Origin of the sequence: Ekhidna sp., from assembly GCF_964218185.1 — a bacterium.
Classification (GTDB): Bacteria; Bacteroidota; Bacteroidia; order Cytophagales; family Cyclobacteriaceae; genus Ekhidna.
Genome location: NZ_CAXPLV010000005.1, coordinates 890,668 through 912,610, shown reverse-complemented (window position 1 = coordinate 912,610; position 21,943 = coordinate 890,668). Strand labels below are relative to the sequence as shown.

General features: G+C 41.3%; 21 protein-coding genes. 7 read left to right on the top strand and 14 right to left on the bottom strand.

All coding sequences use genetic code 11. From position 1 onward, the window contains the following. Positions 1 to 10: 10 nt before the first annotated feature. The 6 genes from ACEQZT_RS09650 to ACEQZT_RS09625 form a co-directional block, all read right to left on the bottom strand. Positions 11 to 1,078, bottom strand: coding sequence for a glycosyltransferase family 2 protein (locus ACEQZT_RS09650; protein WP_370089226.1), 1,068 nt, complete (start codon positions 1,076 to 1,078; stop codon positions 11 to 13). After that, the gene (gene rfbF, locus ACEQZT_RS09645; protein ID WP_370089225.1) at positions 1,042 to 1,821 is read right to left on the bottom strand and encodes a glucose-1-phosphate cytidylyltransferase; all 780 of its coding nucleotides are present in this window, start codon (positions 1,819 to 1,821) and stop codon (positions 1,042 to 1,044) included. Before rfbF ends, ACEQZT_RS09650 begins: the two co-directional genes overlap by 37 nt. A 22-nt stretch (positions 1,822 to 1,843) precedes the next feature. Further along, positions 1,844 to 3,397: an ABC transporter ATP-binding protein gene (locus ACEQZT_RS09640; RefSeq protein ID WP_370089224.1), complete on the bottom strand. Its 1,554-nt coding sequence runs from the start codon at positions 3,395 to 3,397 to the stop codon at positions 1,844 to 1,846. 165 nt (positions 3,398 to 3,562) lie between these two features. Then, entirely contained in the window at positions 3,563 to 4,873 is a 1,311-nt protein-coding gene (locus tag ACEQZT_RS09635) for a hypothetical protein (RefSeq protein WP_370089548.1), read from the bottom strand. Further along, positions 4,863 to 4,997 (bottom strand): polysaccharide biosynthesis protein, encoded by a 135-nt coding sequence (locus tag ACEQZT_RS09630; protein ID WP_370089223.1) that lies wholly within the window; start codon positions 4,995 to 4,997, stop codon positions 4,863 to 4,865. The genes ACEQZT_RS09635 and ACEQZT_RS09630 overlap by 11 nt, the downstream gene beginning before the upstream one ends. A 14-nt stretch (positions 4,998 to 5,011) precedes the next feature. After that, on the bottom strand, positions 5,012 to 5,668 hold the full coding sequence (locus tag ACEQZT_RS09625) for a polysaccharide biosynthesis protein (RefSeq protein WP_370089222.1): 657 nt from the start codon (positions 5,666 to 5,668) through the stop codon (positions 5,012 to 5,014). A gap of 80 nt (positions 5,669 to 5,748) precedes the next feature. Between ACEQZT_RS09625 and asnB the strand changes: the two genes are divergently transcribed. The 3 genes from asnB to ACEQZT_RS09610 all read left to right on the top strand — a co-directional run bounded on the left by asnB (position 5,749) and on the right by ACEQZT_RS09610 (position 9,764). Then, on the top strand, positions 5,749 to 7,608 hold the full coding sequence (gene asnB / locus ACEQZT_RS09620; RefSeq protein WP_370089221.1) for an asparagine synthase (glutamine-hydrolyzing): 1,860 nt from the start codon (positions 5,749 to 5,751) through the stop codon (positions 7,606 to 7,608). A 90-nt stretch (positions 7,609 to 7,698) separates the two neighbouring features. Then, positions 7,699 to 8,694, top strand: coding sequence for an NAD-dependent epimerase/dehydratase family protein (locus ACEQZT_RS09615; protein WP_370089220.1), 996 nt, complete (start codon positions 7,699 to 7,701; stop codon positions 8,692 to 8,694). Further along, positions 8,694 to 9,764, top strand: a complete 1,071-nt coding sequence (locus ACEQZT_RS09610; RefSeq protein ID WP_370089219.1) for a glycosyltransferase family 4 protein — start codon at positions 8,694 to 8,696, stop codon at positions 9,762 to 9,764. Before ACEQZT_RS09615 ends, ACEQZT_RS09610 begins: the two co-directional genes overlap by 1 nt. On the opposite strand, the gene ACEQZT_RS09605 is transcribed toward ACEQZT_RS09610, so the two are convergent. Next, positions 9,761 to 10,948 (bottom strand): tetratricopeptide repeat protein, encoded by a 1,188-nt coding sequence (locus tag ACEQZT_RS09605; protein ID WP_370089218.1) that lies wholly within the window; start codon positions 10,946 to 10,948, stop codon positions 9,761 to 9,763. The two genes, ACEQZT_RS09610 and ACEQZT_RS09605, sit on opposite strands and share 4 nt — an antisense overlap. Before the next feature lie 16 nt (positions 10,949 to 10,964). On the opposite strand from ACEQZT_RS09605, the gene ACEQZT_RS09600 reads away from it, so the two are divergent. Both ACEQZT_RS09600 and ACEQZT_RS09595 read left to right on the top strand, forming a co-directional pair. Further along, positions 10,965 to 11,612 carry a hypothetical protein gene (locus ACEQZT_RS09600; RefSeq protein ID WP_370089217.1) on the top strand — a complete coding sequence of 216 codons (648 nt, stop codon included), beginning with the start codon at positions 10,965 to 10,967 and terminating at the stop codon, positions 11,610 to 11,612. 158 nt (positions 11,613 to 11,770) lie between these two features. Then, a complete protein-coding gene (locus ACEQZT_RS09595; protein ID WP_370089216.1) occupies positions 11,771 to 14,728 on the top strand; it encodes a protein O-mannosyl-transferase family in 2,958 nt (985 codons plus the stop codon). 71 nt (positions 14,729 to 14,799) lie between these two features. On the opposite strand, the gene ACEQZT_RS09590 is transcribed toward ACEQZT_RS09595, so the two are convergent. The 7 genes from ACEQZT_RS09590 to ACEQZT_RS09560 form a co-directional block, all read right to left on the bottom strand. Further along, a complete protein-coding gene (locus ACEQZT_RS09590) occupies positions 14,800 to 15,132 on the bottom strand; it encodes a T9SS type A sorting domain-containing protein (RefSeq protein WP_370089215.1) in 333 nt (110 codons plus the stop codon). A gap of 168 nt (positions 15,133 to 15,300) precedes the next feature. Further along, on the bottom strand, positions 15,301 to 16,791 hold the full coding sequence (locus ACEQZT_RS09585) for an NAD(P)H-hydrate dehydratase (protein ID WP_370089214.1): 1,491 nt from the start codon (positions 16,789 to 16,791) through the stop codon (positions 15,301 to 15,303). A gap of 4 nt (positions 16,792 to 16,795) precedes the next feature. Further along, positions 16,796 to 18,013 carry an NADH-quinone oxidoreductase subunit D gene (locus ACEQZT_RS09580; RefSeq protein WP_370089213.1) on the bottom strand — a complete coding sequence of 406 codons (1,218 nt, stop codon included), beginning with the start codon at positions 18,011 to 18,013 and terminating at the stop codon, positions 16,796 to 16,798. Positions 18,014 to 18,137: 124 nt separating this feature from the next. After that, positions 18,138 to 18,620, bottom strand: a complete 483-nt coding sequence (locus ACEQZT_RS09575) for an NADH-quinone oxidoreductase subunit C (protein ID WP_370089212.1) — start codon at positions 18,618 to 18,620, stop codon at positions 18,138 to 18,140. After that, a complete protein-coding gene (locus ACEQZT_RS09570; protein ID WP_370089211.1) occupies positions 18,610 to 19,149 on the bottom strand; it encodes an NADH-quinone oxidoreductase subunit B in 540 nt (179 codons plus the stop codon). The genes ACEQZT_RS09575 and ACEQZT_RS09570 overlap by 11 nt, the downstream gene beginning before the upstream one ends. Then, entirely contained in the window at positions 19,146 to 19,604 is a 459-nt protein-coding gene (locus ACEQZT_RS09565; protein WP_370089210.1) for an NADH-quinone oxidoreductase subunit A, read from the bottom strand. Before ACEQZT_RS09565 ends, ACEQZT_RS09570 begins: the two co-directional genes overlap by 4 nt. Positions 19,605 to 19,659: 55 nt before the next feature. After that, positions 19,660 to 20,286, bottom strand: coding sequence for an LON peptidase substrate-binding domain-containing protein (locus tag ACEQZT_RS09560; protein WP_370089209.1), 627 nt, complete (start codon positions 20,284 to 20,286; stop codon positions 19,660 to 19,662). A gap of 50 nt (positions 20,287 to 20,336) precedes the next feature. Here ACEQZT_RS09560 and ACEQZT_RS09555 point away from each other — a divergent pair, with 50 nt between their 5' ends. Both ACEQZT_RS09555 and paaE read left to right on the top strand, forming a co-directional pair. Then, positions 20,337 to 20,813: a hypothetical protein gene (locus tag ACEQZT_RS09555; protein ID WP_370089208.1), complete on the top strand. Its 477-nt coding sequence runs from the start codon at positions 20,337 to 20,339 to the stop codon at positions 20,811 to 20,813. Positions 20,814 to 20,855: 42 nt separating this feature from the next. Next, complete coding sequence (gene paaE, locus ACEQZT_RS09550) at positions 20,856 to 21,920, top strand: 1,2-phenylacetyl-CoA epoxidase subunit PaaE (RefSeq protein ID WP_370089207.1); 1,065 nt, start codon at positions 20,856 to 20,858, stop codon at positions 21,918 to 21,920. Positions 21,921 to 21,943 lie beyond the last annotated feature (23 nt).

Genomic DNA, 21,943 nt, shown 5'->3' with positions numbered 1-21,943 from the left:
AGAATTTCTATTACGAATCAAATGATTTTTTTGGAGTATGCCTAATGGAATGAAAGAAGGCACTAAGATTTCTATACCTGGTTTGATACCCACGACTCAGCATGCACAGGGCCATCACTTTTTGATAGCAAACAAAAGCATCAACACGGTACTTGAAGACATCCCCTCGCTGAGTAATCAACCCTTTGACAAGGAATATAACTAAAGAAACAAACAATGATCTCATGCTGTAATACAGGTCTTTTGCCCATGCCCATCTATTCATTTTCAGCCCTTGCTCCAGGTACACGTAGGGATATAATCTAGCCGCAGATCGGGTGTTGCTTTTCAGCAACCTGAACAAGTATTCCTTCGATAAGCGATTAGGTTCCATGAAATGTTTGAACTTCAAAGCCGGCTGATATATCAAATCGAAGTTCATGAGTGTGTATAAATAGCATATCTCTAAATCTCCACCTGAAGAGAGTTTCTTTTTCTTTCGATCTGAGAGTGCAAATTGAAACCCAGCGTTTAGAGCCTGTAAAAAAGGCTCTTTTCTCAGTGCCATTCCTGCGCCGTAAACGGTTTTTACCTCCGGATATTTAAGCACTCCATCACCCATACTTTTGGCTGCAAAATGGCTGGCTTTATAGGAAAACCAATCAGGAATAGGAAGAGATGAAACCGCGGAGGGATTACCACCAAGCGCACCCAGTCTCAAATTATTCTCAAACTCGGATAGTACACTTTTCAAATACTGATCTGAGAGCCAATTGTCATCGTCGCAAAAAACACATATTCCGTAACTCGCTTCTTTAAGCCCTTTAATGCGCGCATTAGAAAGGCCTGGCTCGGGCTCCCTCACCACTTTCAGGTTATACGGATTCCCATCTTCCGACCATACTTTTTTGCAAAAAAATTCTATATCATCCGTTGACCCATTATCAACGATGATTAACTCATAGTTTGCATGAGGGACTTTGCATTGCCTTGCGAGGTGCTTTAGGGTTGGCTCTATTCGGCTAACACTATTGTAGCAGCAAACAATTACTGATACTCCGGTTATTTCCAAACCTTCCACTTGGGGTTGTTTTTCCACATCGATTCCAGCTCCACTTTATCTCTCAGAATATCCATACTTTTCCAAAACCCGTCATGCTGGTAGGCCGCTATCTGATTATCTTTTTGTAGTTGCCTCATAGGGTTTTGTTCCCACATCACGTCACTCATATCCCCCTCTAAATATGAAAACACCTCCTTGTTTAGCACAAAAAAGCCGCCATTGATCCAAGAGCCATCTTTCTTAGGCTTCTCTACAAACCCCTGAACAGCTCCACTATCGTCTATATCAAGTACGCCAAATTTGGCAACCGGCTGAATGGCCGTCACAGTGCAGATTTTTCCCGATTCCTTATGAAAAGAGAGGAGCTGATTGATATCAACATCCGAAACTCCATCCCCATAGGTTAGCATGAAAGTATCCTCACCAGCGAGGTATTCCTTTACCGCCTGAAGCCTACCTGCGGTCATGGTGTGGCTTCCCGTATCTACTAAGGTGACCTTCAAATCATCCGCAAAATTCTTATGCACCGTCATCTCATTGGAGGACAAATCAAAACTCACATCGCAGTTGTGCAAAAAATAATTCGCAAAGTATTCTTTAATGACATACCCCTTATACCCTAAGCAAATGATGAATTCATTAAACCCGTAATGCTGGTAAATTTTCATGATGTGCCATAAAATTGGCTTCCCTCCAATCTCAATCATGGGCTTTGGCTTGAGGTGGGACTCCTCAGAAATTCTTGAACCAAATCCACCAGCAAATATTACAGTCTTCATTTTATGTTTCTCAATAGAAATATTACAGTGATATAATTTTATCGCAATACTTCAAGGTGCTCTCTCGGTGCGCGATGATTACCATGGTGAGTTTTTGTAAATGTAACTCTCTTATGGCTTCTGTGATTTCCTTTTCCGTCTGGTAATCTAAGGCAGATGTTGCCTCATCGAAAAATAGTATTTCTGCTCCATGATATAAAGCTCTAGCTATGCCTACTCGCTGGCGTTGACCTCCAGATATTTTGGCTCCCCGCTCTCCAATGTTGGTTTCGATTCCGTCAGGTAACGAACTAGCAAGCTCTGTTAACTGTGCTTTTTCGATTACCTCTTTAAGTTTTTCCTCATCAATATCATCGGGATGAACACCAAACGCCACATTATCTTTAACACTTCCGTCAGCTAAAAAAACATCCTGCCTCACATACCCGCATTTTTTTTGCCATTCTGCTTTTGTATTAGAGTTTAGTGGTTTCCCATCTATAATTATTGATCCACTGGCCGGAGTTATGAACCCAAGCATTATATTCATTAATGTTGTCTTACCAGAGCCCGATTTACCCATTATGCCAACAGACTCTCCTTTTCTTATTTCTAAACTGAATTGTTTGATTATAGGCCTTGGAGCATCCGGATAGGAGAAAGTGATGTCTTGAATGTGAAATTTCTTTGTGAAAGGTAACAACTCATTTTGCGACTTCACTTCCTTGTCTTCGAGGAACTCTTCAATGATATCTATCGAAAACTGTTGGTTTCTTATTTCTACCATTGCAAGCAATATTCGATTGACAGATGGAATACAACGATAAGCAGCCAGGCCTAATACAGACATCATGGCTACAATCTTTTCAACCTCCTTTAATTGAAATATTCCATAAAGAATCATTATTAGTACCGAAATAATTACACTCGTTTCTATGATTCTTTGAGGAATATTCTGAAGCGTTAGCATGTTTACCCTTATGTGTTTTGCTTCTCTAAGCCTGTCCCTGAATTTATCTTGAAAAGCTCCAAAAATATGATTGATGACTACATCGACATATCCAAAAATAACTTCAAACACCGGGCGACTGATTAATGGTTGAAGTTCATTTAACCGAGTTCCGTAATATCCTATACGATGCTTCACCAAACGATAGAATATGACATTTAAAGGCAAGACAATCCCTGCAAGTAGTAGTAAAATGTACGGATCGTAAAATAACAGAGATAGCACTACCAGTAAAAGGATAAAACATTCACTGATAAACTGAAAAACGTAACGAATTAATTGCCCCGAAAACTGAATTGGAACCGTTTGAACATGGTTGAGAATCGTATTGGAGTTGTTACCTGAAAAATACAAGAACCCCCTTTGGTAAGCAATTGAGAGAATCTTCAAAGCCAGCGTCTCGTGAAGGTTCCAAGTAAACCATACCAACTTTCTTTGAACCCATAAACCAAAAATATTTTTCGCTACAATAAAGGTCAATATGGCTATAGACATCCAAACGATAAACTGATTCTTTGTCTCAAATGAAAAAAAAGCAAACAGGCTGTTTAGTATTTCATTTTGCTCAATTAATTCACTCTTAAGCACAGTCGCAAGCAATGGAAGTATTGAAGCTATCCCTATGATTTCTGTAACTGAACTCACAAAAACGCCAATCAACAAGAAAACAGATGACACCTTGTAATGACTGGGAAGTATCTTCCAGACCCGCTTAAATGTTGATATTATCATAGCATATTCAAATTGATGATCTTACCTGTTTTCAGGTCGGCTCAATCTCGTTAAAAGAAGGATTGCAATAAACGGAATCATAGGAATTTTGTATCGAATCAAAGTGCCAAAATTAGCTGTGCTGACCCCAATAGCAAAAGCAAAGAGTACAGCAAACCCTAAACAAAAAATTAAAAATGGCTCAGAAAATACCCGCTTGATCACTCGTTTTTTAAAAACGAATCTTACAGTTAATAGCAAAAATATCAATCCTTCCAAGGCGGCAAGGAGCATTAGGGGATTTTTAACTTCCCACAGATAGGGCCTAAACAAGCTCACATTCACGGCAGCTGGCATCAAACGGAACATTCCTGATATACTACCATCGGGAATCCCGATATCATACCCTCCATCCCCACCAAGCCTAGCTCCCCAGCCATATCTGATATCGTATGCTGTTATTCTAGCCCGTTCAGCCAAATTGTCAAGGGCATATTTTTCACTTTCCCCGGATGTAACCCGAAGCGCAAGAAATCCAACTCCACCAAATACCAAAAGCAAAAATGGCATAGCTAAAATTTTCAGCTTCCAACTTCTTAGTCTTCCTGCACTCTCAAAGAAGAGCCAAATCGCCACCATAGGCAGGTAGCAGATTAAGATGTAAAGTTTTATGCTGTAGATAATATATAGCGCTGAAATAAGGACTACTGCTTCCAGCAATCTTCTTTTTCGATTGCATATCATTCGCATAAGTGCCCAGGTAGCCCACCCTAAAGCTCCAAGCGTAATCGTATCCTTGAGAATACCCGACCCCCAAAAAATAACGGAAGGAACAAACAGAATGGCAAGAGTCAGCCTTTCAGTGGAGGAGGGATACTTTTCCTGAATTGCTGAGTACATGGCCCATAACCCCGAGAAACTAAAGCAAGCAAAAAATAATGCCGAAGCTGAATATGTATGAAATGTCAGCAAATCAAAAATGGCCGCAATCCTGACAATTAAATAAGAGTGTACGTCTCGGTAGTACCATATTTTCGAAGAGTATTCATAACTTCTATCCAGAGCACGATCTCCACCATTATCCAAAAGCAGATTTAACCCTATAGCCGGGTCGTCCTGAAAGGCAAGGTAAATCCACCGGCTACCGTGTTGCCAGTAGTTAAATGTATCTCCCCCTCCATAATAGAACTGGTATAGTACTCCTAGCAATATCGCACCAATAAAACGCACCCATAAGGCTGGTAAGAAAAATTTACTCGTCGCAGCATTGGTCACGTAAGGACGTACGAAGTACGCAATCATTGTGAAAAGAACGAGATAGATGGGCGTTATGATAAGATCTTTAATGCCCATAGACTATCTGATGGGTCTGATCAGCAGATGAAGTATTCTCTATCTCCTCGTGCAATTTATCCCCTGGCCTTAAACCAACAATCTCAATTTTACATTCGGGAGCAATCTGCTTGGCGAGTTCCATAACATTGAACGCTTTCATCTCTGGTGTTGTGATTGTATCTTCCCATGTAGGGCGTTAAGAATAACACCAGCTGCTTCCACTTGTGAAATACAAAAACGAGTAGCCTCCGGGTGCGTAACTTTTATGACTCCCGTTTTACGTTGCTTTTCGAACGCTTCAAAAACAGAGCCGCGTGCTCCTATGATATTACCTAATCGCACAACGGAAAATTGCCTTGATGTGTCTGCTAAAAACAACGCTTCTGCTTCTTGCTTGGATTTGCCATAGACACCTAATGGATTAACGGCTTTATCTGTTGAAATAAGTAATGCCTTTTCCACTTGACCTTCCTTACAAGCTTCAACCACATGCTGCGTCCCTATTACATTGGTCTTCCAACATTCCTCGGGGTTTTTCTCCGCCATCACTACGTGCTTAATGGCTGCTGCATGTATCACATAATGCGCACCAACAATTACTTCTTGCAGTCGATCTTTATCCCTAACATCTCCAAGCTTATAATTAAGGAACGGATATTCAGTCTCAAGAAAGTCATCCATCATTTGTAGTTGCTTGATTTCATCGCGAGAGAAGATGGTCACCATAGCAGGATCGTGCTCTCGAAGCAGCTTTACTAAGGCTCTTCCAAGGGTCCCTGTTCCTCCAAGAATGACAATATTTTTTCCTGACAAAAATGACATTTGACCTATATCCAAGTAGCAAATAAATAAATACGTAGTAACATAGCGTTCATATTTCGATCAAAATACTGATGTGCGGCATTACAGGCTTTAAAAACTTTACTGATCGCAGCGATTTAATCGAATCGCTAAGCAAAGCAACGAATGCCTTAGGTAAACGTGGGCCTGATAATCAAGCCACCTTTACGCATAAGCAAGTTGGGTTGGGCCATACCAGATTATCTATCCTTGACACTTCTACCAAAGCACACCAACCCATGACTGACCCGTCTGGCAGATATACGGTTGTTTTTAATGGTGAGATATATAATTACAAATCACTCACCGAAGGCCTGGATGTCCATTTCATCAGCACATCCGATACAGAGGTTTTACTTCACTTATTAATTAAAGAGGGTGCACAGTGCCTTTCAAAACTCAATGGTTTTTTTGCTTTCGCCTTTTATGATTCAAAGAAAGAGACAGTACTATTGGCCAGAGATCGGATGGGAATAAAACCACTGCATTATTATCAAAATGATGATTTTTTTGCTTTCGGATCTGAAATGAAGGCTCTCTTAAACTATCCAATCCCAAGAAAAATTGACCAGCATTCGCTTCACTGGTTTTTACGACTCACCTACCTGCCGTCAGAGATGTCTATGATATCGGGTGTCAGAAAGCTTTTACCCGGGCACTATATGCATGTCAACCATTCCGGCATAGAAATCAAGCCTTATTGGTCATTCGAAAGCAAGCCTGCATTTGATGGTGGCTATGCAAATGCAAAAAATCAAGTGGTCAACCTCCTCGAGCAATCAGTAGAGAGGCGTATGGTGGCGGATGTTCCCTTGGGATCATTTTTAAGTGGAGGGACTGACTCGTCAGCTGTGGTGGCTATGGCTTCCAAGTTTGACCCAAACCTACATACTTTCTCGATCGGTTATCGGGATCATGGCTTTTTCGACGAGACAAATTATGCTGAGCTTGTCGCTAAAAAATTCAATACCAACCACACTACTTTTTCGCTCACCAATGAGGATTTATTAAATAGCCTTGAGGATGTGCTGGATTATGTTGATGAGCCATTTGCCGACTCCTCTGCCATCCCAACATTCATTTTATCCCAGCATGTAAGTAAGCACATCAAAGTGGCGCTTTCTGGTGATGGTGCCGATGAACTGTTTGGTGGATACTATAAGCATTTAGCGTTCCAGCGTTCCGGGGAAAGAACGCTTCCAAATCAACTTATCAAATGGCTGGCTCCACTGTTAAAATCTCTGCCGTCCTCCCGTTCATCAAAGGCAGGAAACTTAGCCAGAAGAGCTGCAAAATATGCGCAGCTCATGCAGATGAAATCATTTGATAAATACTGGCATCTTGCATCGTTTAATCTTACAGCTAGTGACTTAATGCTTAATGCCCCTGATGATTCAGTAATCAGCTCATTCATCGATCAATATCATCTTTCGAATGGTAAGATTACTCTAAATGATTTTCTTGATCTGGATCTTAAGATTGTGCTTCCCGGGGACATGCTGACAAAAGTCGATTTGATGTCAATGGCTAACAGTTTAGAGGTTCGGGTACCATTTCTTGATAAGGATTTGGTGGCTTTTGCCCGTTCATTGCCTCCACACTTCAAAGTGGATAAAAATCGAAGAAAGACCGTTCTTCAAGACGCTTTTGAGCATATTCTTCCAAAAGAACTTCACCATCGACCTAAGAAAGGGTTTGAGGTACCTATGCTTAGCTGGATGAGGAATGAATTGAATACCTCCATTAACGAAGTTGTTTTCGACCAAAAAATCCTTAAAGATCAGGGAGTATTTAACGCTACTCAGGTGATGAAGCTGAAGGAAAAGCTTTTCTCACAAAATCCGGGTGATGTTCATTCAACGCTTTGGACAATCTATGTTTTTCAGAAGTGGTACAGGAAATGGATCGTGTAAGTTAGGTTAAACGAGAAAGCTTGTGTTACATCGAAAAATATCACCTTTCTTAAACTTCTTTCTTTATTTGCAATTCATTAAATCTAAATCATGTCCTACTCATTAGTAACCGGAGGTGCCGGATTTATAGGCGCACATGTTTCGCGCAGTTTGATCAAAAAAGGAAAGAAAGTTATCGTTTTAGATGATCTGAGTGGTGGGTTTGAAGAAAATGTACCTTCTGAGGCTGCTTTCATCAAAGGTTCTATAACCGATCATGAATTGCTTGAAAAGCTTTTTAATGAATACGAAATAGAATACGTCTACCATCTGGCCGCCTATGCTGCCGAAGGGCTTAGCCATTTCATTAAGCGATTTAATTATACTAACAACCTCACAGGCAGTGTCAATCTTATCAATGAAGCGGTGAAGCACAAAGTAAAATGCTTCGTATTCACATCGTCCATCGCGACCTATGGCGCACTTCCTCCTCCAATGCAGGAAGATATGACTCCCCAGCCAGAGGACCCATACGGCATTGCGAAGCTGGCGGTAGAAATGGATCTGAAAGTATCTCATGAAATGTTTGGGTTGGACTATGTCATCTTCAGACCTCACAACGTTTATGGTGAGTATCAAAACCTGGGAGACCGCTACCGAAATGTGGTGGGCATATTTATGAACCAGTTGATGCAGGGTAATCCACTTACGATTTTTGGTGATGGCAGCCAGACACGTGCTTTTACCTATGTAGGTGATATTGCCCCAATCATTGCTAACTGCGTGGATCACAAGGAATGCTATGGTGAGGTATTCAACATTGGTGCGGACAAAGAATATACAGTAAAAGAACTGGCCAGTGCTGTAATTGATGCCATGGGATTAAAAAGTGAATTGAGGTTTTTGGATGCCCGAAACGAAGTAGTACACGCCCACTCAGATCATTCTAAAATCAAAAAGATTTTTGGAGAATACAGCAAAACTTCACTAGAAGACGGACTGAAAGGTATGGTAGGCTGGGCTAAGGCTACTGGGGCAAAGAAAAGCTCTAAGTTTGAAAACATCGAGATCACTGAAAAGCTGCCACCAGTGTGGTTGGAAGACTAATGCCCAAGATACTATTTCTAACACTTCACCGAAAAGATCGGTCTCCAGGTCAACGATTCAGACACGAGCAGTACCTTGGGTTTTTGGAGTCACGGGGGTTTGAAATTACATACTCACCGATGTTAAATGCCAGCCAAGACAAAATATTTTATGGCGCTGGTAAAGCGCTGAGCAAAATTGGTGTAGGGGTTTCAGCTGTTCTAAAGAGAGTTAAAGATGTACTTCGAGCAAATCGCTTTGACTATATTTTTATTTATCGGGACGCTTTCTTTTTCGGAACATTTTTCGAATGGCTTTTTAAGAAATCAAAAGCTAAACTCATCTTCGATTTTGACGATTCTATCTGGCTTCAGGATGAAAACCCCAATCAATCCTTTTATCAAAAACTAAAAAATCCTGAAAAAACTGGAAAAATTATTTCTTACTGTGATCTCGCAATAGCCGGGAATGAATACCTCGCAAATTATGCCCGGAAGCATACGAAAAACATTGTCATTATCCCCACCACCATTGATCTAAAGGATTATGAAAAAGTTACAGTGAAAAAGCAGGAGTTGGGAGTTTGCATTGGGTGGAGCGGGAGTTTTTCAACTATTAAACACTTTGAAAGTGCCCTGGAGCCACTTAAAAAAATAAAAGAAAAATATGGAGACCGCATTTATTTCAAAGTGATTGGGGACGGTAATTATAGGAATGAGGATCTCAATATCCAGGGGCTTACCTGGAAAAGTGAAACAGAGGTGTCTGATCTCTGTGAAATAGATATTGGAATCATGCCTCTTCCAAACGATGACTGGAGCAAAGGCAAATGTGGCCTGAAGGGCTTACAGTACATGGCGCTTGAGATACCAACAATCATGTCTCCTGTGGGTGTCAACTCAGATATTATTCAGGATGGTGAAAATGGTTTTCTTGCCTCAACCAATAACGAATGGATTGAAAAAATATCACTATTGATTGAGGACGAATCTCTCAGAAAACGAATAGGTGTGGCCGGAAGAAAAACCGTAGAGAAAGATTACAGTGTAGAAGCAAATAAGGATAAGTGGCTCAAAGCTTTTCAGTTTTAGAAATCCCTTAACCTCCTCCTCGCCTCCTCGTGAGCAGAGTGGCTCCTTTTTGCTGATTTTTTTACTTGTTTATAGTACTCCTTTGCTAGATCATCGTCTCCTTCTGCTTTCGCGATTCTTCCTAAATGCAGCAATGAGAAAAAATAATATCCCATTTCTGTAGCATCAGCGTCTTCGGCATAGGTCATGCCTTTGTGATAGTAATCTTTTGCTACTTGATAGTTTCTTCTCATTTCATTGACGTGCCCTAAGAAAAAACATGCATACCTCCCGCTGTTGGATTCATAGCCAACCTGTGCACTATCTATCCGCTGCAAAATCTCAAGTGACTCTTGCTCAGATTTGCTATACTGCCCTGACTGATAGAGTAGTCGCGCATAGTACCGATGAAAGTAAGCATTATTCGGAAACTGCTGGTGCAGATACTCACCTACCTGAAGTGCTCCTAAAATATCATTCTCCTCTGTTGCCAAAATTCTCATTAAGTAATACTGCGCCTCCGTTCTGGAATAAAACGCATTTCGAGCTACTTCCTTCAATTGCTTTATCCCCTTTACCTTGTCCCCTTTTGGGAAAAACATCATAATCGGTCGCAGAAGCGGATACTCCTCCCTGATCCACTCAGCATAATAGTTAAAAAGTGCATCTCCAAAAAGAAGCTCCGGGCTGTACTCTTCATGGCCCTGGCATTCTCCCAAATACTTCAATGATTTACTTCCTGCAAAAGCAGCTTTTCTGTATTCTCTTCTTTCAGAATAAAGACGCCCCTCAAATGCATAGGCAGCTGCCAAAAAGAACGATCCTTCAATCTCATTGTAATTGTCACGAACATTCTCAGCCAAAATTTTGGTGGTGTCCATATACGCCAAAAACTCATCATCCCACTCGGTTACATTATAATTTGGGACAATCCTCCACCAATAATTCAACCCCTTGAGCAAATAAGGCAAAGGGTGCCATGGATATTCTTTTTGGAGGTAATTAAAATGACTATTGGCCTTCTTGAACTCAAAATTGTACATCGCATTGATTGCCTCGGTAGACTCTATCTGAATAAATGGGTTGATCAGGAGACTGTACCTAGCACTATCGCCAGTCGGCTGGCTGTGCTGCCGCTGAGCCCATACTCCGGCCGAGAGTAGGATTAAGCTCAATACCATAATATTTTTGACGTACCTATTCATTCAACCGTAAAACTAAATGACTGATCGCTTAAGTAAATACCGAAAGCAGTTTCTTGAAGAGTGGTTTGATTTCAATGGAATAGGTATGTTCTTCATCATCTGCATGACGTACATAGCGCTACTTTTTGTTAAGCGAATTTTCATCATTGATTCCATAGCTGCATTCGAGGTATTAAACGAACGAGGTGACATTTGGGTATTTGACATTTTGTATGGATTGCAATACCTGACCGTGCCAATCTTCCTAACATGGAAGTGGACCTGGACGACTTTGACACTCTGGATTGGCTGTTTCATGTTTGGCTATCGGCTGCATTTCAATCAGCTCTGGAAAATGGTGATGTTGGCTGAAATCTTTTATTTCTTACCTGATATCGTTAAGATTCTTTGGTTCACACTTTTCCAAACTGATCCTGATTACAATGACTACATGGCGTTCTACCCATTTTCATTGATCAACCTGGTTGACTACACACAAATCGCGCCTAAATGGCACTACCCTTTAAAGTCAATCAATGTTTTTGAGATTCTTTACTGGCCTATCTTGACCCTTGGAATCTATTTCCTCAGTGGTAAAAAGCTAAAAACATCCGCCTTTATTGTGCTGAGTACTTATGTACTTTTCTTCCTTATCTGGCTACTTTTCTACTCGGCAGTTTATTGATAAAAGATGTTAAAAAAGGTGACCTAACTACTTTTAGACCGTATAAGCAGGAGCTAAATCAATACCTTGCAAACCAATTAGTTATTCTGAAATCGAAAACGGTATTAACTCAATTTCTACAGGTTAATTACTATTTTCGCCCTTCACTTTATTCAACTATGGGATACCAAAAAATCAACATCATCACAGGCTGGATTGCCTTCCTTATTGCATTAGTCACTTATTGCCTGACGGTAGAGCCAACCGCAAGCTTCTGGGATGCGGGGGAATTCATCGCCTGCTCGTATAAGCTTGAAGTACCTCACCCTCCCGGAGCACCATTCTTTCTTTTAACTGGACGAATATTTTCTATGATGGCTGGAGGGGATGTAACTCAGGTCGCCTATTGGGTTAATATGCTTAGTGTAGTGAGCAGTGCATTCTTCGTTCTGTTCATTTTTTGGTCTATTACTCACCTGGCAAAAAGAGTAATGAAAATCAAAAAGGGAGAAGAAACCACTGCCGATACCATTGCCATCATGGGAACTGGACTGGTTGGAGCTTTGGCATGTACCTTCTCTGATTCGTTCTGGTTTTCTGCTGTAGAAGCTGAGGTATACGGTATGTCTGCTTTTTTCACATCATTCGTTTTTTGGGCGATTTTGAAGTGGGAGAATATGACCGAAGAGCAAGATCGTGCCCGCTGGCTTATTCTAATTGCTTACATGATGGGGCTTTCAATCGGGGTTCACTTGCTGAATCTTGTAGCCATTCCCGTTTTGGGATTGATTGTATACTTTAAATACTATGAACAAGTAACCAGAAAAGGGATCATCTATACGATGATTATCTCTGCAGCAATCGTGTTGATTATACTCGAGGGTGTAATTCCAGGACTTCCATCCATGGCTGGAAAAATTGAGATCTTTTTTGTGAACAGCCTGGGACTTCCATTTGGTTCAGGCGTGATCTTCTTTGTTCTTGTAGTTATAGGCAGCTTAGTTTACGGCATTTACTATTCTATTAAGCGAAATAAGTACGTTCTCAATACATCCCTCCTGGCACTTGCTTTCATTTTGATCGGTTATTCTTCCTACTCACTTGCTGTGATCAGAAGTAATTATAACCCTCCAATTGACGAGAATAATCCAGAGGAAATTATATCCTTCGTTTCGTACCTTAAGCGCGAGCAATACGGAAGTCGTCCGCTTTTCAAAGGCCCGTACTATACTGCAGACTTGATTGAAAATAAGAAGGGCGCACCTGTATATATGCGAGGAGAAGACAAGTATGTCATCAAAGATTATAAGGTAACTCAGGTTTACGATCCGAAACATACGACAATCCTGCCACGGATGTACAGTTCCGATCCAAACCACATCAGAAAATACAGACAGGTCACTGGCCTTCGTGAAGGTGAAAAACCTAGCTGGGGTGATAATTTTTATTATCTGATCGTTCACCAGCTTGGGCATCAGTACTTCCGGTATTTTATGTGGAACTTCTCCGGCCGGGATAGTGATATTCAGGGTGCTGGATGGGTTGGCCTGACTGGTGCTTTTGACAAGCTGCCAGATGTTTTAGCTAGCAATAAAGGTCGAAACATTTATTATGGCCTACCGCTATTACTTGGCTTGTTTGGGATGTTCATTCAATATAAAAAAGATGTAAAGCTCTTTTCTGCCACAGCGCTCCTGTTCTTTATGACCGGGATCGCCATTGTGCTGTACCTAAATACCCCTCCCATTGAGCCACGTGAGCGTGATTACATCTATGCAGGCTCATTCTACATCTTTACGATTTGGATTGGGTTTGGGGTTCTGGCATTGTACGACATGCTGAAAAATATCTCGAAGCAAAAAAAGATTGCCGCTGTTCTGGCTACTACCATTGGACTGACAATTCCAGTACTGATGGCCAGTGAAAACTGGGATGATCACGATCGATCTGACCGCTATTTCTCGGTAGATGCTGCAAAAAATTACCTCTCATCCATTGAGCCGAATGGGATCATATTTACAGGAGGTGATAATGATACCTTCCCACTATGGTATGTGCAAGAGGTGGAAGGATTCAGAACAGATGTTCGCGTAATCGTACTGAGCTATTACAATACAGACTGGTACATCCAGCAGTCTGCTCGGCAGGCTTATGAGTCCGCTCCATTTCCATATGGGCTTGATTTAAAACATTATCAGCAAGGTGGCTTAAACGATTACCTCCCAGTGTACGAGCGTGAAGAGTTGAAGGGTAATGCTATCAATGCAAAGTTGCTATTGAAATTTATTGCGGATGAAAATCCTGGGCTTCAAATCCCAACCTCAATTAGCGCATACAATTCTGTGCCTGCTCGCACACTCTTCCTTGATGTTGATACAACAAAGGCTAAGAAAATTGTACCTACTGATCTACATGATAAGATTGTAAATCGAATGATTTTGAATATCAAAGGAAGAGCTCTGGAGAAGAAAGACCTTGCATTCCTGGATTTGTTGGTAAACAATAATTGGGAAAGACCTATCTATCTTAACAACACTTCCATTGCTCAAATGAATTTTGACCTTCGAGGCAATGTGGTTCAGGAAGGAATGGCTTATCGTGTACTTCCAATTAGCAGCAATGCTCAGTCTGGCTATCCGGTAAACACAGAGGTGATGTATGACAATGTGATGAACAAGTTTACCTGGACAAACCTGGATGACCCAAATGTCTATTATACTCAGGATTACACAGGCTTTGTGTTGAATTCTCGATCTACTTTCAATACACTAGCAGAAGATTTGATCGCCGAAGGGGACTATGCTCGTGCTGCTGAGGTTTTGAAAAAATGCCTGGAAGTCATGCCAAATGAATCCGTTCCATTGGACTTCTTTAGTGTTCAGCAAGTAGCTATGCTCCTCCAGGTGGGTGAGCCAGAACTTGCAAATCATGTGGCTGAAGTAACTTCTGAAAATGCCGCTCAGTGGCTTGACTATTACTTTGCGACAGATAGTCCAGATACCAATGAACTACAAAAACAACTGCTATCACTCAATGAACTTGCCAGGGCCTACCGGGCAAACGGCGATAGAGAAAAGGCGGCAGCTTATGAAGAATTGTTTAACAAGTACTACTCACAGCTACAGGCTGGCGGATAAGTAAGTAAGCCTTAAACAAAAAATCTCCTGCTTTCTAAGCAGGAGATTTTTTGTTTAAAGAGCTTATTAAATCAGTTCTTCAAAAACTTAAATGCTTTTTTAAAACGTTTTTCTTCATCCTTCACGATGAGGAAATAATAGCCAGTCGCTAAATCCTTCACCTGAATTTTGTATTTACCCGCTCCCATCTCTTCCGGTTTGATCTGAAGCTTGTTTCCAATCATTGAGGTCATCTCAAATTCTGCATTGGAAAAATTACCATCAACCTGAATCATGATAAACTCAACCGCAGGGTTTGGGTAGATACTAATTTGCGCTTCTTGGGAACGATCTGTCACCCCTTGAGCAAGGGATACGCCGCATAGAGCTAGGGCGAACGTCAATATGATCAGTTTATTGCGCATAGTCTTGTATACAAATTACGCAATAATTTTCATATTGTTCCTACTGGCTGGAAAATAATAATCGTTAATTAACGTTAACCAGCCTATTTTGCATAGGATTTTTCTCAGATACAATTGATTTAAACCAATTGAGCCAATATTTCAGACTTGGTCGATTTTTTTTACCGTTTAGTCTAAAGTCATAGAGTTGATTGCGGACGGCACAAAATCGATGAGATCAGATGCCTGAATCCAAGGTGTCTCCAATTCCCTGATCGCTTGATCACCTGCCTGACCATGCAGGTATACACCGAGTTTTAGTGCATCTATTGAGGTAAGACCCTGAGCAAGCAAAGCTCCTATCATTCCAGCCAATACGTCACCACTTCCAGCAGTAGCCAGGCCGGGGTTTCCGGTCGTGTTAAAACAGATAATTCCCTCCGTATTGCATATAGCAGAGTATGCACTTTTTAGTACTACATTTACCTTGTGCTTGGTACATAAGGCCTGTAGTTTATTCAGCTTTTCAAAATCATCTTTCCAGTCACCAACCAATCGTCTAAACTCGCCGGGATGAGGAGTAAGGATTGACTCTTTAGGAACCAGCTTTAGCAATGATTTCTTCTTCGATAGAATATTAAGTCCATCTGCATCAATAACCAGTGGGTTGTTCACTAACTTTAAAAATTTCTCAAAAGCGTCAACGGTCTTTGATTTTGTATCAAGTCCAGGCCCCACTAGCACCGTGTCATCTGTTCTAGGGAAGGAATGTATTTCGTTCGTCCCTTTTCCATCGATCACCATCGCCTCAGGTATTGCTATCTGCAAAATGTCAATGCCACACTTTGGAGCACAGACATTCACTAGCCCAACACCGGTTTTAAATGCAACTTTTGCACATAGGACGGCCGCCCCCATTTTGCCTTTACTCCCCGCCACAATCATCAACCTTCCCACTTCATTTTTATGCGTGAATTTTTTCCTTTTCGGAATGAGCGCTGAAACGTCATGAAGCTCCAGTGTATGAAACTGAGTTTCCTGCTTCTTAATAAAAAATTGATTTAGCCCAATATCCAATACAAACCACTCACCAACATATGGATGACACTCTGGTAAGAAGAAAGCAATCTTTGGTACTTGAAAGGATAGTGTATAGTCCGGCATAAAGGCTACCGCTCCTTTGGGGATAGGGTCGTCAGCATATAAGCCTGAAGCAATATCAATGGCGAGTTTTGTACCACTGGATTCATTCAGATGCTGAACCACCACTTGATGGAACCCCTCGAGTGGTCTGGATAAACCAGATCCAAACAGACCATCAATAACGATATCGGACGCTTCAATTTTAGGTAAATCCTTCTCATCACCAATAACTGCATAGAGATCTGAACGTTCAAGATTTGCTTTAAAATCATCTGAACCGTTTCGAGTATTTCCGATGATGTACAGGTAAACTTCCCAGCCCCTTTCCTTTAGCAACCGTCCTATGGCCAGACCGTCCCCACCATTATTTCCAACTCCGCAGAAAATCTTTACTGGCTTTTTCTCAACATTGATCTGTAAAAATTTATGAACGAAAGCTTCACTAGCCCGCTCCATCAAATCGATCGATGAAATTGGCTCATTTTTTATCGTGTATTGATCCGCTTCCCGAATTTGTGCTGAGGATAGAATTTTCATAATGCTAGCGATCTACTTCGCCCATATTTAGATCCATAGAACCTAAAATAGCAAATAAATCGCCTAACATACACCCCTTGCTTATCTCTGCAATTACAGACAGATTGCTAAAGCTGGGTGCTCGTCCCTTGCATCTGAATGGTTGATCTGACCGTCCGTCTGCCCGAAAGAAGAAACCTAGCTCCCCCTTTGGGTTTTCCGATCTGACATAAAAGTCCTGAGCTTTGGGTCTTATCTTTTTTGGTACTAATGCCCTTGGATCAAACTCTTTGGTACGCCTATAATCACTAAGTAGCTTTTCTACACATTGCTCAATGATTTTGATCGACTGCCAGCATTCCTCATACCTTACCCAATTTCGATCCCAACAATCTCCCTGAGTTCCCATTTTGCCGGTACCGATGGGAATATCAAAATCAAGCTCAGGATACACACTATATCCATCTACTTTCCTAAGATCGAATCGCAAGCCTGACCCTCTAAACATGGGGCCGGAGACACCATAATTAATGGCTAAATCTCTTGGTAGTATACCTACATTAGCTGTTCGCTCAATGAAAATCTTGTTGTTGATCAACAGGTCCTCTGAGTCTTTTAATTTAGGTTTGAGGTAGTCGACAAATTCCTTTGCCCGCTCCTCAAAACCGACTGGAAGATCATAGAAAAGTCCACCGACCCAGATGTAATTGTAGAGCATGCGTGCACCGCTTGCCCACTCGAGCATCCGGAGAATGTGTTCCCTATCTCGCATCATCCACAGAAATGGAGTAAATGCTCCAATGTCCATACCGTAAGTTCCAATGGCGATAAAATGTGAAGCCAGACGGTTGAGCTCTGCCACTAACACTCGGATATATTCAATTCGTTTCGGTATCTCCTTATCTATTCCCAGCATCCGTTCGACACCCATGACAAAAGTCCATTCATTGTTCATAGCCGCAACATAATCCATGCGATCTGTGTAGGGAATGGTCTGATTATAAGCAAGCGATTCGGCATGCTTCTCAAAGCAGCGGTGCAAATACCCCATGTGAGGAATGACATCCACGACAATTTCTCCGTCAGTTACTACTTCCAGCCTCAAGACACCATGGGTAGAGGGGTGCTGTGGGCCAAGGTTGATGATCATCTCCTCAGTTTTCAGGTCAGACTCTTTATACTTTAAGGGCTCAGACCTGTTCAATGGAGAATTGAGAATTGAGAATTGAGAATTGTCCATCATTTCGATTTTGAAGATTTAATAATCGAAACAAGGAGTCTTTTAAGCTCTTCTGGTCTTTTATAAAGTAGTCGGTTAGACCTCTTAGCTTTCATTTTCAATTCTCCATTGTTCATTATCAATTCAATTAGTATTTCACTTTTACTTCATGATACATTTCTTGCTCAACATAATCCTTTCGAAGCGGGAATCCCTCCCAATCATCAGGCAATAAGATCCTCCTCAAATCTGGATGTCCCGAGAACTTAATTCCCAGAAGATCATATGCCTCCCGCTCATGCCAGTCAGCAGTTCTCCAAATTTCAGAAACGGAATCAATCTCAGGGTTCGAACGATCCAATTCTACTCTAAGGGTAAGATGAAGATCATGAGGAATACTGTAGAGATTATAAATCACCTCCAATGTGCCTTTCTCTTCCCCATTATCCAGACCAGTCAGACAAGAAAGCGAGTCGAAATAGGTCTTTTCATTGATATGTAATAGCTCACATACCCGATAAATAAAGTCTTTGTGAATGATTAATGCCTTAGGAGTAGCATTTAAATCCTCACCTAAAATTGCGTTAGGCTCTTCTAGTTCCACCAATGATTTAACATCCTCAAACTGCATCTTTCTTCATCAGTTTTTCCAAGCCCTTAGGCCTCATAATAGATTCTGTCCTGATTTTTTCCTGAAGTTTTAGAAATCCCCCAATCAAGGCCTCAGGTCTTGGCGGACAGCCAGGCACATACACATCCACCGGAATCACTCGATCCACTCCTTTCAGCACATGATAGCCATGTTCCCAATATGGACCTCCACAGTTGGCACATGAGCCCATGGAAATGACGTACTTTGGCTCTGCCATTTGTTCGTATAGCCTTTTTACCCGATCAGCCATTTTAAAGGTAACTGTCCCGGAAATAATCATCACATCAGCTTGTCGTGGGGAATTACGTGGAATGACCCCAAATCGATCCAGATCATATGCAGATGAAGCTGTAGACATAAACTCGATCGCACAGCAAGCCAGACCGAATCCAACAGGCCACAGACTGCTAAGCCTCGCCCAGTTAAGCAGATCATCGAGTTTGGAGATAATGATTCCACCCTCTCCTGTTTTCAACTGTTCGATTGATATATTCTCTTCCGACTTCATTCAAATTTTTTATATGCGCTTGCAGGAATCTTTGATTTAAACTCGGATGCTTTCGGTTTTGGACGTACCCACTCCAGCATCCCCCTTGCCCATACATACACCAATCCAATCAAAAGAATTCCAATGAAAACAAATGTCTCTACCATGGAAAATCGAGCCCACAAACCATCGGTTTGGGCTATTAATTCCTCATCACCAAAAACTGTTGCCCAAGGGAAAAGAAAGATTAATTCCGCTTCAAACAAAAGAAAGATTAGTGCGACAATGTAAAACCGAACATTAAACTGCCCCCAAGCTGTGCCTGAAGGTTCTTCGCCAGACTCATAAGTAGTTTGCTTCTCTGCGGTTGGATTTACAGGTCTTAAAATTTTTCCAACCAATAGCGTGACCAGTAGAAAACCCAAACCTCCTACAATGAAGAGCAAAACCGTCCCAAAACCACCTATTTCGATCATGACGGGAAATTAACACGTAATCTCGGGATATCTGAAGGAATGAGCTTTGAATGAATCAGAACTTTAGTGGATCGAGATGTTTGAAATGCCCATTTTGCTTGATTTTCTCCTGAGCATTCTGCGCACGCTCCAATGCAGGAATCAGTTTCTCCAGGTGGGCTATTACAAATTTGAGACGTTCATTTTCGTTGGTCATCACTAGTAATTGATACTCCTCTTCAGGCTTTAAACCTATTTTATGACCTATGTCGTAAACTGACTGAATCGTTGAAATATCAGGAACATCAACTTCTCCAAGCCAGGTGAACAGGTCAGCAACCAACTCCTTAAATTGAACCAAAAGTGATATATCCTTTACATCTTTTGAAATCACATACTCCACTTTGCCGCCAGCGTACTGCTTACCTTTCCAAGGATTTTGAAAGTCCAGCACCTTGAAGGTTTCCAGGCCTACTGTTTTAATGTCCATCCTCCCATCTTCATATTTTTTGGTAACATCCATGATTTTCATCTCTGTACCAAGTTCTATTTTGCTCAACACATAAGATGGAATTCCAAAAGTGGACCCCTCTCGTAAACAATCACCGATAAGCTCTTTATAGCGTGGCTCGAAAATGTGCAAATTGACTGCCTCTCCAGGAAATGCAACGATATTGAGTGGAAATAGAGCTAGTTCTCTCATAATGGCAAAAACTCTGAAATGCGAAAATAGTTTGGTACTTTCGACCATCCATGAAGATCATTCGAATAAATAAGGGAAAGGCTGTACCACTTCCAATCCGATTTGTCAGTGTACTTGTAATGGTGATCATAACCATCGCTTTGATGGACGCTTTGCCTGAGCCCTGGTCTATTTTTATAGCCATTCTAATTGCATCCTTTTTACCAGCTCTTTGGTTTGCTACAAACGTCATCATCATCAATGAAGAAGATAAAACAATTTTTGATGGAGTTTGGACCATGGGGCGAAAACTTGGTAAGCCTGTCAGGTATCAATCAATCGAAAAAATTTTCATCAACAAAGTGAAAACAAAACAGACCATGTACTCGCTCTCTAACAGGCAGAATGTAGTTGCAAACTATGAGCACCGAGCGTATCTGAAGCTTGACAATGGCGATAAATATTTTTTATTAAGTCATCCGCTGGAAGAAAGAGTAGAAGAGAAAGTGGCAAAAATTAGAGAGAAGCTTGGCTTAAAGCAATCTTAAAAGCTTTTCGATGGTTAGCTTTGCCGCACCCAAAAATTCAACATGGCAAAATTTCACACACTTAAAGTAGTAGAATTAACCAGGCCCACAGAAGAATCAGTTACAGTAACATTTTCTGTTCCTGACCAATTGCGCGAAGAATTTACATTTATCCAGGGCCAGCACCTGACTTTGAAAAAAGTAATTGATGGTGAAGATACACGAAGATCTTACTCCATTTGTTCCTGTCCAATTGATGAAACATTGACGGTAGCTATAAAAAAACTGGAAGGTGGGAAATTTTCAACCTGGGCTAATGATGTTTTAAAGGTTGGTGATGAGATGGAGGTCATGCCTCCTCATGGTCACTTTTATGTGCCATTGAATCCAGAAAATGCCAACTCCTATGTAGCGTTCGCTAGTGGTAGTGGGATCACTCCTATCATTTCGATTATTGAAACCACCCTTCGAACAGAGCCGGAAAGCGAGTTCACCTTGTTCTATGGCAACAGGCGAACTGGTGCAATAATATTTCAGGAAGAGCTGGAAGCATTGAAAAACCGATACATGGGACGGTTTAGTTTGTATCATATATTGAGCAAAGAGCGACAGGAATCCGATTTGTTTAATGGACGAATTGATGCAGATAAGATCCAGTCCTATGCACGACTTTTCTTTGATCCTGAAGCGGTTGATCACTACTTCACCTGTGGACCCGAGGAAATGATGCTATCCGTTCAAAGTGAATTGAAAAATCTTGGAGTACCGGAGGAAAGAATACACCTTGAACTATTTACCTCACCTGTTGGAAAGTTAGGCGGAAAAGAAAAAGAGGTGAAACATGAAAAAGCTCATGCCCAGATTACCATCATACTGGATGGAAATAGCATGACCTTTCCATACGATTCTGATAAGTCCATACTAGATGTTGCGTTTGATAATGGTGCAGACCTCCCATATGCATGTAAGGGTGGTGTTTGCAGTACATGCGTTTGCAAAATAGAAGAAGGTGAGGTGGAAATGGATGTGAATTACGCGCTTGAACCAGATGAGCTGGAAAGAGGCTTAAGACTCAGCTGTCAGGCATATCCTAAAACAGATAAGGTGAAGCTGAACTTTGATGTTTGATTACAACCGAACAAAGGAGAATT

Bases quoted from the DNA above. Each gene is read 5' to 3' on its own strand.
- rfbF (WP_370089225.1), bottom strand. From the start codon at position 1,821: ATGAAGACTGTAATATTTGCTGGTGGATTTGGTTCAAGAATTTCTGAG.
- ACEQZT_RS09635 (WP_370089548.1), bottom strand. From the start codon at position 4,873: ATGGGCATTAAAGATCTTATCATAACGCCCATCTATCTCGTTCTTTTC.
- ACEQZT_RS09630 (WP_370089223.1), bottom strand. From the start codon at position 4,997: ATGGAACTCGCCAAGCAGATTGCTCCCGAATGTAAAATTGAGATTGTT.
- asnB (WP_370089221.1), top strand. From the start codon at position 5,749: ATGTGCGGCATTACAGGCTTTAAAAACTTTACTGATCGCAGCGATTTA.
- ACEQZT_RS09615 (WP_370089220.1), top strand. From the start codon at position 7,699: ATGTCCTACTCATTAGTAACCGGAGGTGCCGGATTTATAGGCGCACAT.
- ACEQZT_RS09610 (WP_370089219.1), top strand. From the start codon at position 8,694: ATGCCCAAGATACTATTTCTAACACTTCACCGAAAAGATCGGTCTCCA.
- ACEQZT_RS09605 (WP_370089218.1), bottom strand. From the start codon at position 10,948: ATGAATAGGTACGTCAAAAATATTATGGTATTGAGCTTAATCCTACTC.
- ACEQZT_RS09600 (WP_370089217.1), top strand. From the start codon at position 10,965: ATGACTGATCGCTTAAGTAAATACCGAAAGCAGTTTCTTGAAGAGTGG.
- ACEQZT_RS09595 (WP_370089216.1), top strand. From the start codon at position 11,771: ATGGGATACCAAAAAATCAACATCATCACAGGCTGGATTGCCTTCCTT.
- ACEQZT_RS09590 (WP_370089215.1), bottom strand. From the start codon at position 15,132: ATGCGCAATAAACTGATCATATTGACGTTCGCCCTAGCTCTATGCGGC.
- ACEQZT_RS09585 (WP_370089214.1), bottom strand. From the start codon at position 16,791: ATGAAAATTCTATCCTCAGCACAAATTCGGGAAGCGGATCAATACACG.
- ACEQZT_RS09580 (WP_370089213.1), bottom strand. From the start codon at position 18,013: ATGATGGACAATTCTCAATTCTCAATTCTCAATTCTCCATTGAACAGG.
- ACEQZT_RS09575 (WP_370089212.1), bottom strand. From the start codon at position 18,620: ATGCAGTTTGAGGATGTTAAATCATTGGTGGAACTAGAAGAGCCTAAC.
- ACEQZT_RS09570 (WP_370089211.1), bottom strand. From the start codon at position 19,149: ATGAAGTCGGAAGAGAATATATCAATCGAACAGTTGAAAACAGGAGAG.
- ACEQZT_RS09565 (WP_370089210.1), bottom strand. From the start codon at position 19,604: ATGATCGAAATAGGTGGTTTTGGGACGGTTTTGCTCTTCATTGTAGGA.
- ACEQZT_RS09560 (WP_370089209.1), bottom strand. From the start codon at position 20,286: ATGAGAGAACTAGCTCTATTTCCACTCAATATCGTTGCATTTCCTGGA.
- ACEQZT_RS09555 (WP_370089208.1), top strand. From the start codon at position 20,337: ATGAAGATCATTCGAATAAATAAGGGAAAGGCTGTACCACTTCCAATC.
- paaE (WP_370089207.1), top strand. From the start codon at position 20,856: ATGGCAAAATTTCACACACTTAAAGTAGTAGAATTAACCAGGCCCACA.